This window comes from Micromonospora sp. NPDC047756 (assembly GCF_055587245.1).
This window is the reverse complement of sequence record NZ_JBVJGQ010000011.1, coordinates 115,207-128,428: the sequence shown is the minus strand read 5'-3', so window position 1 is coordinate 128,428 and position 13,222 is coordinate 115,207. Positions and strand designations below refer to the sequence as shown.

At 73.5% G+C, this 13,222-nt stretch carries 14 protein-coding genes; 8 read left to right on the top strand and 6 right to left on the bottom strand.

From position 1 onward, the window contains the following. Positions 1–66 precede the first annotated feature (66 nt). From ACZ6NZ_RS31455 to ACZ6NZ_RS31445, 3 genes are read left to right on the top strand one after another with little or no spacing between them, the layout of a single operon-like run. Positions 67–1,164, top strand: a complete 1,098-nt coding sequence (locus ACZ6NZ_RS31455; protein ID WP_196924350.1) for an AAA family ATPase — start codon at positions 67–69, stop codon at positions 1,162–1,164. Continuing rightward, positions 1,143–2,144 carry a DUF58 domain-containing protein gene (locus ACZ6NZ_RS31450; RefSeq protein ID WP_465861543.1) on the top strand — a complete coding sequence of 334 codons (1,002 nt, stop codon included), beginning with the start codon at positions 1,143–1,145 and terminating at the stop codon, positions 2,142–2,144. Before ACZ6NZ_RS31455 ends, ACZ6NZ_RS31450 begins: the two co-directional genes overlap by 22 nt. Then, positions 2,141–3,091 carry a VWA domain-containing protein gene (locus ACZ6NZ_RS31445; protein ID WP_366613120.1) on the top strand — a complete coding sequence of 317 codons (951 nt, stop codon included), beginning with the start codon at positions 2,141–2,143 and terminating at the stop codon, positions 3,089–3,091. Before ACZ6NZ_RS31450 ends, ACZ6NZ_RS31445 begins: the two co-directional genes overlap by 4 nt. A gap of 69 nt (positions 3,092–3,160) precedes the next feature. Here ACZ6NZ_RS31445 and ACZ6NZ_RS31440 read toward each other — a convergent pair whose 3' ends face one another. From ACZ6NZ_RS31440 to ACZ6NZ_RS31420, 5 genes are all read right to left on the bottom strand, one after another. Further along, positions 3,161–3,376, bottom strand: a complete 216-nt coding sequence (locus ACZ6NZ_RS31440; RefSeq protein ID WP_465861482.1) for a hypothetical protein — start codon at positions 3,374–3,376, stop codon at positions 3,161–3,163. 63 nt (positions 3,377–3,439) lie between these two features. Continuing rightward, the gene (locus ACZ6NZ_RS31435; protein ID WP_465861480.1) at positions 3,440–4,696 is read right to left on the bottom strand and encodes an acyltransferase family protein; all 1,257 of its coding nucleotides are present in this window, start codon (positions 4,694–4,696) and stop codon (positions 3,440–3,442) included. Then, a complete protein-coding gene (locus ACZ6NZ_RS31430) occupies positions 4,693–5,598 on the bottom strand; it encodes an alpha/beta hydrolase (RefSeq protein ID WP_465861478.1) in 906 nt (301 codons plus the stop codon). Before ACZ6NZ_RS31430 ends, ACZ6NZ_RS31435 begins: the two co-directional genes overlap by 4 nt. A 99-nt stretch (positions 5,599–5,697) precedes the next feature. After that, positions 5,698–6,360, bottom strand: coding sequence for a response regulator transcription factor (locus ACZ6NZ_RS31425; protein WP_357194423.1), 663 nt, complete (start codon positions 6,358–6,360; stop codon positions 5,698–5,700). Beyond that, entirely contained in the window at positions 6,357–7,583 is a 1,227-nt protein-coding gene (locus ACZ6NZ_RS31420) for a sensor histidine kinase (protein ID WP_465861477.1), read from the bottom strand. Before ACZ6NZ_RS31420 ends, ACZ6NZ_RS31425 begins: the two co-directional genes overlap by 4 nt. A 154-nt stretch (positions 7,584–7,737) precedes the next feature. On the opposite strand from ACZ6NZ_RS31420, the gene fabG reads away from it, so the two are divergent. The 4 genes from fabG to ACZ6NZ_RS31400 all read left to right on the top strand — a co-directional run bounded on the left by fabG (position 7,738) and on the right by ACZ6NZ_RS31400 (position 11,162). Continuing rightward, the gene (gene fabG / locus ACZ6NZ_RS31415; RefSeq protein ID WP_355009692.1) at positions 7,738–8,442 is read left to right on the top strand and encodes a 3-oxoacyl-ACP reductase FabG; all 705 of its coding nucleotides are present in this window, start codon (positions 7,738–7,740) and stop codon (positions 8,440–8,442) included. A gap of 28 nt (positions 8,443–8,470) precedes the next feature. Continuing rightward, positions 8,471–9,238 carry an enoyl-ACP reductase FabI gene (gene fabI / locus ACZ6NZ_RS31410; RefSeq protein WP_366613132.1) on the top strand — a complete coding sequence of 256 codons (768 nt, stop codon included), beginning with the start codon at positions 8,471–8,473 and terminating at the stop codon, positions 9,236–9,238. A 99-nt stretch (positions 9,239–9,337) separates the two neighbouring features. Further along, positions 9,338–10,390: a ferrochelatase gene (locus ACZ6NZ_RS31405; RefSeq protein WP_465861475.1), complete on the top strand. Its 1,053-nt coding sequence runs from the start codon at positions 9,338–9,340 to the stop codon at positions 10,388–10,390. Continuing rightward, a complete protein-coding gene (locus ACZ6NZ_RS31400) occupies positions 10,383–11,162 on the top strand; it encodes an HAD-IIA family hydrolase (protein WP_357558003.1) in 780 nt (259 codons plus the stop codon). The genes ACZ6NZ_RS31405 and ACZ6NZ_RS31400 overlap by 8 nt, the downstream gene beginning before the upstream one ends. Positions 11,163–11,282: 120 nt before the next feature. Here ACZ6NZ_RS31400 and ACZ6NZ_RS31395 read toward each other — a convergent pair whose 3' ends face one another. Then, a complete protein-coding gene (locus ACZ6NZ_RS31395) occupies positions 11,283–12,077 on the bottom strand; it encodes a hypothetical protein (RefSeq protein ID WP_366613137.1) in 795 nt (264 codons plus the stop codon). A gap of 306 nt (positions 12,078–12,383) precedes the next feature. Here ACZ6NZ_RS31395 and ACZ6NZ_RS31390 point away from each other — a divergent pair, with 306 nt between their 5' ends. Beyond that, positions 12,384–13,196 carry a DUF3097 domain-containing protein gene (locus ACZ6NZ_RS31390; RefSeq protein ID WP_366613139.1) on the top strand — a complete coding sequence of 271 codons (813 nt, stop codon included), beginning with the start codon at positions 12,384–12,386 and terminating at the stop codon, positions 13,194–13,196. Positions 13,197–13,222: the final 26 nt, after the last annotated feature.

Genomic DNA, 13,222 nt, shown 5'->3' with positions numbered 1-13,222 from the left:
TCAGCAAGGCGTGCGAGTCTTGTTACCGCACGAGCCGCGACGACCGACGAACGCTGTGGAGGACCGGTGGCCCAGCCGACCATGCCCGACGCCCCGACGCCGAACGGAGCGGCACCTGCCCCGGTGACCACACCCGCGCAGGACGCCACCCTGCTGGAGAAGGGCCTGTTCGAGATCAAACGTGTGATCGTCGGGCAGGACCGGATGGTGGAGCGGATGTTCGTCGCGCTGCTCGCCCGAGGTCACTGCCTGCTCGAAGGCGTGCCCGGGGTGGCCAAGACCCTGGCGGTGGAGACCCTCGCCAAGGTCGTCGGTGGGTCCTTCGCCCGGGTCCAGTTCACCCCGGATCTGGTGCCCGCCGACATCATGGGCACCCGGATCTACCGGCAGTCGAGCGAGAAGTTCGACGTCGAGTTGGGCCCGGTCTTCGTCAACTTCCTGCTCGCTGACGAGATCAACCGTGCGCCGGCGAAGGTGCAGTCCGCGCTGCTGGAGGTGATGAGCGAGCGGCAGGTGTCCATCGGTGGGGAGAGCCACCGGGTGCCCGACCCGTTCCTGGTGATGGCCACTCAGAACCCGATCGAGCAGGAGGGCGTCTACCCGCTGCCGGAGGCGCAGCGGGACCGGTTCCTGATGAAGATCGTGGTGGGCTACCCGACCGACGCGGAGGAACGGGAGATCGTCTACCGGATGGGCGTGGCCGCGCCCGAGCCGACCGCGGTGTTCGACACGCCGGAGCTGATCGCCCTGCAACGCAAGGCGGACCAGGTCTTCGTCCACAACGCCCTGGTCGACTACGCGGTCCGGTTGGTGCTGGCCACCCGGGCCCCGGCCGAGCACGGCATGCCCGACGTCGCGCAACTGATCCAGTACGGGGCCAGCCCGCGTGCCTCGCTGGGTCTGGTCCGGGCCACCCGTGCCCTGGCGTTGCTGCGCGGGCGTGACTACGCGCTGCCGCAGGACGTTCAGGACATCGCGCCGGACATCCTGCGGCACCGGTTGGTGCTCAGCTACGACGCGCTCGCCGACGACGTACCCGCCGACCACATCGTGCAGCGGGTGATGTCGACGATCCCGCTGCCGGCGGTCGCTCCCCGGCAGCAGGCCACCCCGCCGTCGATCGCGCCGCCGCCGGGCGCTGGCTGGCCCGGGCAGCGCCCGTGACCTCACCCACCCCTCGTCCGGCCCCCCTGGCCGACCGTAGCGAGGCCGTGCTGTCCCGGCTTCAGTTGCTCGTCACCCGCAAGCTCGACGGTCTGCTCCAAGGCGACTACGCCGGCCTGCTGCCCGGACCGGGCAGTGAGGCGGGTGAGTCCCGGGAGTACCGCCCCGGCGACGACGTACGCCGGATGGACTGGCCGGTCACGGCCCGGACCACCACACCGCACGTGCGGCGTACGGTCGCCGACCGGGAACTGGAGACCTGGCTCGCGCTGGACCTCTCCGCCAGCCTGGACTTCGGGACCGGGCAGTGGCTCAAACGGGAGGTGGTGGTGGCCGCCGCGGCTGCCATCACCCACCTGACCGTGCGCGGGGGCAACCGGATCGGCGCCGTGATCGGCACCGGCGGCGGGGTGTCCGCCCCGGCCCGACGCTGGCGGGGCGGACCACCGCCGGCCGGGCCCGGGGTGCTCACCCGGCTGCCGGCCCGTTCCGGGCGCAAGGAGGCGCAGGGCCTGCTGCGCGCCGTCGCCGGCACCGCCATCCAACCCGGCCGTGGCGACCTGGGCGCCCTGGTCGAGATGCTCAACCGTCCGCCCCGCCGTCGCGGGGTGGCCGTGGTGGTCTCGGACTTCCTCGCGCCGGCCGAGCAGTGGGCGCGGCCGATGCGCAAGCTGCGCGTCCGCCACGACGTGCTGGCGATCGAGGTGGTCGACCCGCGTGAGCTGGAGTTGCCCGACGTGGGCGTGTTGCCGGTGGTCGACCCGGAGAGCGGCGAGCTGCACGAGGTGCAGACCGCCGACCCACGGCTGCGGCAGCGCTACGCCGAGGCCGCCGCCGCCCAACGGGCCACGATCGCCGCCGCCCTGCGCGGCGCCGGCGCGGCCCACCTGCGTCTGCGTACGGACCGAGACTGGCTGCTGGACATGGTGCGATTCGTGGCCGCGCAGCGGCACGCGCGTACCCGGGGGACGACACGATGATCCGTTTTCTGCAACCGTGGTGGCTGCTGGCCGTGCTGCCGGTCTTCGCCCTCGCCGCGTTCTACGTCTGGCGGCAGCTGCACCGCCGGGCGTACGCGATGCGGTTCACCAATGTGGACCTGCTGCGTACCGTCGCGCCGAAGGGCCTGGGCTGGCGTCGGCACGTCCCGGCGACCGCCTTCCTGCTCTGCCTGCTGGTGCTGGCCACCGCGCTGGCCCGTCCCGCTGTGGACACCAAGGAGCCGCTGGAGCGGGCCACCGTGATGCTGGCCATCGACGTGTCGTTGTCGATGCAGGCCGACGACGTGGCGCCGAACCGGCTGGAGGCGGCCCAGGAGGCGGCCAAGCAGTTTGTCAATGAGCTGCCGGAGAGCTACAACCTGGGCCTCGTGTCGTTCGCCAAGGCGGCGAACGTGCTGGTGCCGCCGGGCAAGGACCGGGACGCGGTGACCAGCGCCATCGACGGGCTGGTGCTGGCCGAGGCGACCGCGACCGGCGAGGCGGTGTTCACCTGCCTGGAGGCGATCCGGTCGGTGCCGACCGATGGCGCGGCGGGCATTCCGCCGGCCCGGATCGTGCTGCTCTCCGACGGTTTCCGAACCTCCGGTCGGGCGGTGGAGGAGGCGGCGGCGGCCGCGCAGGCCGCGAACGTGCCGGTCTCCACCATCGCCTTCGGCACCGACACCGGCCAGGTCGACATCGGCGGGCAGTTGCAGCGGGTGCCGGTGGACCGGATGGCCCTCGCCGAGCTGGCCGAGACCACCGAGGGTTACTTCTACGAGGCGGCCTCGGTGAGTGAGTTGAAGCAGGTCTACCAGGACATGGGCAGCTCGATCGGGTTCCGCACCGAGCCGCGTGAGGTGACCCAGTGGTACGCCGGGGTGGCGTTGCTGCTGGCGCTCTGCGCGGGCGCGTTCAGTCTGCTGTGGTCGTCCCGGATGCTGTGAACGGCTGCGCCGGCGGCGGTCGAGGATCGCCGCCGGCACCGGGCAGCGCGAGCTGCCGGCCCGCAGCGGTCAGTGACCGCCACCGGCGAGCACGAAGACGATGGCCACCCAGACGGCGGCGAGGGTGAAGCCCAGCGGGGCGACGTAGCGGCTCATGACGGCTCCGGGTGGCGGCTGGACGGTCCGCGCGCGGGGGCGGACCGCAGGGGGTGGGGACGCGCACACGAAGTCGTGACCGGGCGGCTCCCGGCGACCGCCCGGGATCGGGCGGCGCGGCACACTCACCTCGGCAGGTGCCGACGCGGTGGGGGAGCGGAGCGGGGTCAGCTCACCAGACTGAGTCGTGGCTCAGCGGGACTGACCATCGGCCCGGCCACGACTGGGAGGATCGCTATCTCGCACAGCGATCACCTCCTGCAAGTCGGGCGGGCCGGAACGTCGATGATCGTACACCTGCGGTGCCGCAGGGACGCACTCGGCCGACCGGTCCGGAAGCCCTCCTCCGCCCGGTTGCCGACGCCGCGCGGCACCCGCCCGTACGCCTCGACCCGGCTGCCCCACCCGCACCACGGTGACCAGCACCACGGCCAGCAACGGCAGCCAGCAGCAGCGCGCCAGCACCCACCCCGGGCCGTCCGGGGCGGTGTGCAGACCGGGCAGGGCCAGCCCGCCGCGGGCGGTGAGCGCGGTCACCGCCACCAGTACCGGCTGGTGCCACAGGTAGATCCGGACGGCGGACCGGTTCACCTCGGTCACCGCCCGGCCCGGCCGAGGCCGGGTCAGCAGCCGGTGCAGCGCCGGCCGGGCGAGCAACCCCAGCCCCACCTGGGTCACCGCCAACGCCACGACCAGCAGCGACGGCGGGTTCAGGTTGGACACCCCGGCCCCGGGCACGCCGACCGCGCTCACCGGGTAGCCCAGCGCCACCAGCGCCGCCAGCGCGACCGCCCCACCGGCCGCCACCGTCGCGCCCGCCCGCCGGCCGTCCAACCGCCCGTCGGCGTGCGCCACTCCCAGCAGGTACGGCACCGACCAGGCCGCCAGCACGGTGACCGGGGGCAGGTCGGTGCCGGACGGCAGCAGCCGGACGGCCAGGTCGACCGCGGCCACCACGGCCACCGCCGGCGCCACGCACCGAATCACCCCCCACCGGCGTACGGCGACGCGCAGCGGACCGGTCACCGCGACCAGGATCACCAGCGGTAGCAGGAACCACAGCGGGCTGACCGCCAGCCGCAGCGCGACGGCGAGCGTGTCGTCCGAGGTGCCGACGACGGTCGCGGCCAGCAGCACGGCGGCCCCCACACCGAGCAGCGCCACGGCGGGCAGCAGCAGCCGCCACAGTCGACCGGCCAGCCAACCACCCGCGCCGCCCGGGTGACGGGCCAGCGACCGGGTCGAGCCGAACCCGGCGGTGAAGAAGAACAACCCGAGCGTCTGCAACACCCACGTCATCGGGGCCAGGTCGGGCAGGGCGGTCAGCGGACTCGCCTGGTGCAGCCCACCGTCGCCGGTCAGCACCAACCCGGTGACCAGCCAGTGCCCCAGCACGACCCCGCCGATGGCGTACGCCCGCAAGGCGTCGACGGCCCGGTCCCGGCTCACCGGGCGTCCCCGATCCCGTCGGTGCCGACGCCGCCCAGCACGACCGCCGCCACCGCGACCAGCGTGGCGCTGCCCGGGGCGAGGTAGCCGTCGTGCCCCGCCACCCCACCCACCGGCAGGGGTCGGGCACCGAACGCCGGGTCGCCGGGTCGCCGGCCGAAACCCAGGCCGGGCAGCCGCACCGGCGGTACCCGACGGATCCAGTCGGTCGTCGCCTCGGCCGCCCAGAACCGCCGCCCGCCGGGCAGGTCGTCGGCGCGCTGCACCCCGGCGCCGACGCCGCCCAGGCTGACCACGTCGGTGACCCGGGCCGGGGCGTCCGCCGCCGCCAGCGACACCACCAGCGCCCCGTAGCTGTGCCCGACCAGCGTGATCGTCGCCGCCGGACGGCGCGCGGTCAGCTCCCTGAGCAGCGTGGCCAGCCCGGCCGCGCCGCGCCGTGCGCTGACGCCACCGGCGGCCGTCAGGACCCCGTCGGGCGGGTCGTAGCCGAGCCAGGCCAGCACCGCGACCCGTGCCGCCGGGTCGATCGCCCGCAACTCCCGGTAGAGCTGCCCGGCCTGCGCCGCCGGCGCCCGCCGGGCCACCCCGCCCAACCCCCGGTCGAAGTCGGCGAGAGTGCTGCCGACCCCCGGCACCAGCACCGCGATCCGGTCCGCGTCGGCGAGGTCGCCGAGAACCTCGACCGCGCGGCCGTCACCGCGCTCGTCGAACAGCAGGAACCGGCGTCCGTCGGCCGCCCAGTCCGCGTACGGGGGGCCGGCCGCGCGCATCGTCGCCGCCGTCACCGGGTACGCCTCGACGAACCCCACCGCCGTGGCCGGCGCGGGTCGGGTCGGCAGAACCAGGTTCACGCCGAGCAGCGCGGCCACCGCCACCCGGCTGGCACCTCGTCGTCGCATCACGGTCTCCCTCCGGAATGTCGTCCGGAGGGAGAGTGCGCCCGGGGGCGGGGCCCGGTCGTCGTCCCACAGAGCCGTTTCCGAGCTGGCTCCACAGGGCTACTCGCCGGCGGCCACCAGACCCGTCTCGTACGCCAGCACCACCGCCTGGGCCCGATCGCGCAGACCCAGCTTGGCCAGGATCCGCCCGACGTGCGTCTTCACCGTCTGCTCGGCCACCACCAGGTCGCCCGCGATCTCCGCGTTGTTGCGGCCCCGGGCGATCAACCGCAGCACCTCGGTCTCGCGTGGGGTGAGCCCGGCCAGGTCGGTGGGGCGCGGGCTGCGGCGGTCCGGACGGGCCGCGAACTCGGCGATCAGCCGGCGGGTCACCCCCGGGGCGAGCAGCGCGTCCCCGGCCGCCACCACCCGCACCGCCTGCACCAGGTCGGCCGCCGGGGCGTCCTTGAGCAGGAACCCGCTGGCCCCGGCGCGCAGCGCCTCGTACACGTAGTCGTCCAGGTCGAAGGTGGTGAGGATGAGCACCCGGGGCCGCTGCGTCGACCGGTCACCGAGCAGCTTGCGGGTGGCCTCCAGCCCGTCCATCACCGGCATCCGCACGTCCATCAGCACCACGTCCGGGTCGAGGTGACGGGCGGCGGCCACCGCCTGCGCGCCGTCGGCGGCGTCCCCCACCACCAGCAGATCCGGTTGGGCGGCGAGCAGCGCGCCGAAACCCTGCCGGACCATCGCCTGGTCGTCGGCGATCAGCACCCGGATCATCGGTCCCCGCCCTCCGCGTCGTACGGCAACTCGGCCGCCACCGCGTAACCCCCGTCGGGCAGCGGCCCGGCGGTGAACGTACCGCCCAGCGAGGTGGCCCGCTCCCGCATACCGGTCAGCCCGTGCCCGGAGCCCCCGGCGGTCGGTCGGACGTCGGCCGGGGAGTTTTCGACGCGTACCCCCAGACCGGACGGACCGGCGCGGACGGTGACCCGCACCGCGGCGCCGGCCGCGTGCCGGGCCGCGTTGGCCAGGCCCTCCTGCACGATGCGGTACGCGGCCAGCCCGACCGGCGCGGGCACCCGGTCGTCGTCCACGGGCTCGACGTCCAGGGTCACCGGCAGCCCGGCCCGGCGGGCCGCGTCCACCATCGCGCCCAGGTCGGTGAGGTCCGGCTGCGGCGCGGTCTGCGGGTCGCTCGTCTCGCTGCGCAGCACTCCCAGCAGCCGTCGCATGTCGGTCAGCGCGTCACGGGCCGACGCGGCGATGGCGACGAACTCCGCGGCTGCCGGGGCCGGCACGTCCGTCAGCCGGTACGGGGCGGTCTCCGCCTGCACCGCGATCAGCGACATGTGGTGGGCCACCACGTCGTGCAGTTCCCGGGCGATCCGGGTGCGTTCCTCCAGCACCGCCCGACGTTCCTGCTCGCGTTCGCTCAGCTCGGTCTGCGCGGCCAGCGCGCTCCGGGACAGCCGGTTGCGCCGGATCAGGTCGCCGGCGATCGCCAGCGCGCCGAGCAGCAGCAGGACCGGAACCCGGTTGTCCGGGTGCACCATGGTGAGCACCGGCACCGTGCTGATCAGCACCACCCAGGCCAGCGCCGGGCGGTCGACCCGTGCGACGACCACCGCCAGCACCGCGATCGAGCCGAGCGCCAGCGGCGGGGTCCACCGCCAGTCCTGATCCGCTGGGGCGTCGAACGTACAGATCAGCAGGGCCAGCACCGTCAGCCGCCAGGCCAGCAGCGGACGCCGGGGCAGCGCCAGCAGCGGCGCCACGGTCATCGCCGCGAACAGCACCGCGATCGGCGTCGGCAGGCCCCACTCGGTCTCCACGGTCAGCGTGATCAGGAAGAGGCCGAGCGCGGCGAGCAGGCCGACCGGCGCGGCGTACGGGGCCAGCCTGGGCCAGCGGGCCAGCAGCGGCCGACCGGGCGGGGCGTCCCGGCCCCACAGGGCTTGCCCGAGGCCCCCGAGGGCCACGGTGATCGGTCGCCAGTTCACCACCCGGAGGCTACGGGGCGACCCCGCCGCAGGGCGTGCCACCAGGGGTTGATTCCGGTGTCGTACCCCGGTGTGACACGGCTCCCGTTAGCGCTTACCTGCCGGTAACGCCTAGGCTCGCCTGCGACTGAGATCAGCTGAGCAAGGGGGAACAGTGGCTCGCACCGTGCTGGTGACCGGGGGCAACCGGGGGATCGGCCTGGCCATCGCGCAGGCCTTCGCCAAGCAGGGCGACCGGGTGGCGGTCACCCACCGCAGCGGCGAGGCGCCCGAGGGGCTGTTCGGCGTCCGCGCCGACGTCACCGACGCCGCCTCGATCGACGCCGCCTTCGCCGCCGTCGAGGCCGAGCTGGGGCCGGTCGAGGTGCTGGTCGCCAACGCCGGCATGACCGCCGACACGCTGCTGCTGCGGATGACCGAGGAGCAGTTCACCGACGTGGTGGACACCAACCTCACCGGGGCGTTCCGGGTCGCGAAGCGGGCCTCGGGCAAGATGCTCCGCGCCAAGTGGGGTCGCATGATCTTCATCTCCTCGGTGGTCGGCCTCGCCGGCGGTGCCGGGCAGGTCAACTACGCCGCCAGCAAGGCCGGCCTCGTCGGCGTCGCCCGCTCGATCACCCGGGAGCTGGGCAGCCGCAACATCACCGCGAACGTGGTGGCGCCCGGCTTCATCGACACCGACATGACCGCCGGCCTCACCGACGACCGCAAGGCGGAGATCCTCAAGTCCATCCCGGCCGGCCGGATGGCCAGCCCGGACGAGGTCGCCGACGTGGTCACCTGGCTGGCGTCGGACAGCGCCGGGTACGTCTCCGGCGCCGTCATCCCGGTCGACGGCGGCCTCGGCATGGGCCACTAACCCCTTTTGACTACGGAGGAAATCAGCGATGTCCGGACTGCTCGCCGGTAAGCGGCTGCTCGTCACCGGTGTCATCACCGACGCCTCGATCGCCTTCTCGGTGGCGAAGCTCGCTCAGGAGAACGGCGCGCAGGTCGTGCTCACCGGCTACGGCCGGCTCTCCCTGGTCGAGCGGATCGCCAAGCGGCTGCCCGAGCCCGCGCCGGTCATCGAGGTCGACGTCACCAACACCGAGCACCTGGCCGGCCTCGCCGACCGGGTACGCGAGCACGTCGACGGCCTCGACGGTGTCGTGCACTCGATCGGCTTCGCCCCGCAGAGCTGCCTCGGTGGCGGCTTCCTCGACGCGCCCTGGGAGGACGTGGCGACCGCCCTGCACGTCTCCACCTTCTCGTACAAGTCTCTCGCGATGGCGGCGCTGCCGCTGATGTCGCCCGGCGGCGCGGTGGTCGGCCTGACCTTCGACGCGACGAAGGCGTGGCCGGTCTACGACTGGATGGGCGTGGCCAAGGCCGGCCTGGAGTCCGCCTCCCGCTACCTGGCGCTGCACCTGGGCAAGCAGGGCATCCGTAGCAACCTGGTAGCCGCCGGGCCGCTGCGTACCATCGCCGCGAAGTCGATCCCCGGCTTCGACCAGTTCGAGGACGCCTGGACCGAGCGGGCCCCGCTGGGCTGGAGCCTCACCGACCAGGAGCCCGCCGCGAAGGCCTGCCTGGCGCTGCTCTCCGACTGGTTCCCGGCCACCACCGGCGAGATCGTGCACGTCGACGGCGGTTACCACGCCATCGGCGCCTGACGCTTCCCACGTCGCCCCCTGGCCACCGTCCGCGTGACCCACACGTCCGGACCAGGGGGCGTCGCCCGGGCGTCGAGGCCGAGGGGCGAGAATGACCCCATGTCGTACGACGCGGTGGTGCTGGTGTCCTTCGGCGGGCCCGAGCGGCCCGAAGACGTGATGCCGTTCCTGCAGAACGTGACCCGGGGCCGGGGTGTGCCTCCCGAGCGGCTGGCCGAGGTCGCCGAGCACTACCAGCACTTCGGTGGGGTGTCCCCGATCAACCAGCAGTGCCGGGACCTCCTGGCCGCCGTCCGCGCCGACTTCGCCGCGCACGGTGTCGACCTGCCCATCTACTGGGGCAACCGCAACTGGGACCCGATGCTCGCCGACACCGTGACCCAGATGCGCGACGACGGGGTCACCCGGGCGTTGGCCTTCGTCACCAGCGCGTACGGCGGCTACTCCTCCTGCCGGCAGTACCAGGAGGACATCGCCGCCGCTCGTGCCGCCGTCGGCCCGGACGCCCCGGTGATCGAGAAGCTGCGTCAGTTCTGGGACCACCCCGGCTTCGTCGAGCCGCACGTCGACGCGGTCCGGGCGGCGTTGAGCCAGCTCGACCCGGCAAAGCGGGACACCACCCGGCTGGTCTTCACCGCCCACTCCATCCCCAACTCGATGGCGGCCAACGCCGGCCCGCACGGCGGCCGGTACGAGGCGCAGCTGCACGAGACCGCCCGGCTCGTCGCCGCTGCCGCCGCACCCGACCTGGGGTACGACCTGGTCTGGCAGAGCCGCTCCGGCCCGCCGCAGGTGCCGTGGCTGGAACCGGACATCAACGACCACCTGGCCGCCCTCGCGCAGGGCGGCACCACCGGTGTGGTGGTCAGCCCGATCGGGTTCGTCTCCGATCACCTGGAGGTCGTGTGGGACCTGGACACCGAGGCGCTGGAGACGGCGAAGCAGCTCGGCCTGGACTTCGTCCGGGCCGGTACGCCGGGCACCGACCCGCGTTTCGTGACCATGGTGCGGGAGCTGGTCACCGAGCGGACCGACCCGGACGGCGCGCAGCTGCGCCGCCGCCTGGGCGAGCTGCCCATGTGGGACACCTGCCCCACCGTCTGTTGTGTGCCGACCCGTCGTCCGACGCCTGCTGGGGGAACCGATGCATGACCGTAAGCCCGTGCAGAGTTGGCTGACCGACATGGACGGCGTGCTGGTGCACGAGGGCCAGCCGGTGCCCGGCGCGCCGGAGTTCATCAACCGGATGCGCTCCTCCGGCAAGCCGTTCCTGGTGCTGACCAACAACTCGATCTACACCCCCCGGGACCTGACGGCCCGGCTCAGCCGGATGGGGCTGGACGTGCCGGAGGAGTCGATCTGGTCCTCCGCCCTGGCCACCGGCCAGTTCCTCGCCGACCAGCGCCCGGGTGGCACCGCGTACGTCATCGGTGAGGCCGGGCTGACCACGGCGTTGCACGCCGTGGGCTACGTGCTGACCGACTTCGCCCCCGACTACGTGGTGCTCGGCGAGACTCGCACCTACAGCTTCGAGGCGATCACCAAGGCCGTCCGCCTGATCAACGACGGCGCCCGGTTCATCTGCACCAACCCCGACGTGACCGGCCCGTCCGTGGAGGGCGCGCTACCCGCCGCCGGCTCGGTTGCCGCCATGATCTCCAAGGCGACCGGGGTCGAGCCGTACTTCGTCGGCAAGCCCAACCCGATGATGATGCGCTCGGCGCTCAACACCATCAACGCCCACTCGGAGAGCACCGCGATGATCGGTGACCGGATGGACACCGACATCCTGTGCGGCCTGGAGGCTGGGCTGGAGACCATCCTGGTGCTCACCGGGATCAGCAGCCGCACCGAGGCGGAGCGTTACCCGTACCGCCCGTCGCGCATCATCAACTCCGTCGCGGACCTCCTAGACGAGATCTGACCTACCCCACCCGTCCTGTCCCGCGATCTTGCACTTTCTGTCGTTACATAAAGGGCATTCCCCCTCATGTCGACAACCGAAACTGCAAGATCGGCGAGGGCTGGGGTTGTGGGGCTCCGGTCAGGGGCGCAGGGGGGCGTTGCAGGCGGCCACCAGCGCCTGCCGGCAGGCTGCGGTCAGGGGGCGAAGTGCCGCGTCGCGTTGCTGCGCCTCGTAGTTGTTGATCGCGCCCCCGGGGGCGGCGTGCCCGGCCAACGCCAGCACCCGGTCGAGCACCGCGGCCCGGGCGAAGAGCCGACGGGCCCGCGGGTCGAAGCCCGGTGGGAGGTCGGTGGTGCCGTCCGGGCGGCGGAGCGCGGCCAGCGCACCGGCCAACTCGGGCCGCCACTGGGCGACGTCGAGCCGGGTCAGCACGGCTGTCGTCTCGGCCAGCGCGGCGGCCAGCTCGGCCTCCGCCTCGGCGGCGCCGGGCAACGAGAGTGAGGCGGCGGGGGCATTGGCCGGCAGCGGGTAGACCCGCCAGAGCACCGTCTCGAAACAGTCTCCCGAGCCGGAGGTGTGCAGCCGCACCTGGGGAATCAACCCGAGCCCGCCGGCGACCACCGCCTCACCCGTGACCAGCGCCGCACCGGCGAAGTCGCCGGGGCCGGGCAGACCCCTCGGGTCACCCGGCGCGGGCAGCACCAGGCGGATCTCGTCCGGGGAGAGCTTGGCCAGGGTGGGCAGCGCGGCGCCCAGCGGGACGTCGGTCCAGGTGCCCGGGGCGTCCGCAACGAGGTGTTCCTCGTCGCCGGCGATGGCGTCGGCGACCTCGTCGAAGGGCACCAACCCGGCGCGCCACGCGCGCACCCAGGCAACGAACCGGCTGGACCGGCGCGGCGCGAGTGTGACCGCGCCCGTTGCGGGGGTGGACATGCCGAAAGGGTACGTGGTCACGACCGGCCCTGTCTCGGCTGCCGCTCCGGTCGCCCGGCCTGCCCCCAACTGCCCTGTTCGCCCCGATCCCCGCCCCCGCGCACCCCTGCCTCCACCCCCCGGGTCGCGTCGATCATGCAGTCGTGGTGGGTGATCGGCACCGGTTGACGCCGTTTCGTGGAGCACCACAACTCCATGATCGACAGCGGCGGGGTTGGGGGTTGGGGTTGGGGCGGGGTTCGGTGGGGTGGGGTGGGGGGTGTGTCGGGGGTGGGGTGGGAGGGGGCTGGGTCTAGCGTGATCGACATGGCGGGGCGATACGGCGAGGACGTGTTGGCGGGCGACTGGCGACGGCGCAAGGTCACCCCCGAGGTGGACGCCGAAGCGGATCTCGTGGTCGAAGATGCCGACTCCGGGTTCTGTGGAGCGGTCGTGGGCTTCGAGGCCGGCGCGGTCGTGTTGGAGGACCGGCACGGTAAACGGCGCAACTTCCCGCTGCTGCCGGCGGCGTTCCTGCTCGACGGCCGCCCGGTGACGCTGCGCCGCCCCAGCCGGGCGACGGTGCCGACGGCCCGCCGCCGGACCGCGTCCGGCTCGGTCGCGGTGGACAACGTGCGGGCCCAGGTGGCGAAGGCCAGCCGGATCTGGGTGGAGGGCATCCACGACGCCGCGCTGGTCGAGCGGATCTGGGGCGACGACCTGCGGATCGAGGGCGTGGTGGTCGAGCCGTTGGACGGCATCGACGCCCTCGACGCCGAGGTACGCGACTTCGGCCCCGGCCCGACCCGACGACTCGGCGTGCTCGTCGACCACCTGGTGCCGGGCAGCAAGGAGAGCCGGATCGTCGCCCGGGTGAACTCCCCGCACGTGCTGGTGACCGGGCACCCCTACGTGGACGTGTGGCAGGCGGTCAAGCCGGCCGCGCTGGGCATCGCGGCCTGGCCGGTGGTGCCACCGGGGCGGCCGTGGAAGGAGGGGGTCTGCGCGGCCCTCGGGGTGGCCGAGCCGGCCGACATGTGGCGGCACATCCTGTCCCGGGTGAACAGCTTCGCCGACGTGGAGACCCCGCTGATCAACGCCATGGAACGGCTCATCGACTTCGTCACCGAGCCGGCCTGACCGCCGGCCGCCGCCGGTTCGCCCGC

Excerpts from the sequence above, each read along its gene's own strand:
- ACZ6NZ_RS31445 (WP_366613120.1), top strand. The coding sequence starts at position 2,141 with ATGATCCGTTTTCTGCAACCGTGGTGGCTGCTGGCCGTGCTGCCGGTC.
- ACZ6NZ_RS31405 (WP_465861475.1), top strand. The coding sequence starts at position 9,338 with ATGTCGTACGACGCGGTGGTGCTGGTGTCCTTCGGCGGGCCCGAGCGG.
- ACZ6NZ_RS31400 (WP_357558003.1), top strand. The coding sequence starts at position 10,383 with ATGCATGACCGTAAGCCCGTGCAGAGTTGGCTGACCGACATGGACGGC.
- ACZ6NZ_RS31425 (WP_357194423.1), bottom strand. The coding sequence starts at position 6,360 with ATGATCCGGGTGCTGATCGCCGACGACCAGGCGATGGTCCGGCAGGGT.
- ACZ6NZ_RS31390 (WP_366613139.1), top strand. The coding sequence starts at position 12,384 with ATGGCGGGGCGATACGGCGAGGACGTGTTGGCGGGCGACTGGCGACGG.
- ACZ6NZ_RS31395 (WP_366613137.1), bottom strand. The coding sequence starts at position 12,077 with ATGTCCACCCCCGCAACGGGCGCGGTCACACTCGCGCCGCGCCGGTCC.
- ACZ6NZ_RS31430 (WP_465861478.1), bottom strand. The coding sequence starts at position 5,598 with ATGCGACGACGAGGTGCCAGCCGGGTGGCGGTGGCCGCGCTGCTCGGC.
- fabI (WP_366613132.1), top strand. The coding sequence starts at position 8,471 with ATGTCCGGACTGCTCGCCGGTAAGCGGCTGCTCGTCACCGGTGTCATC.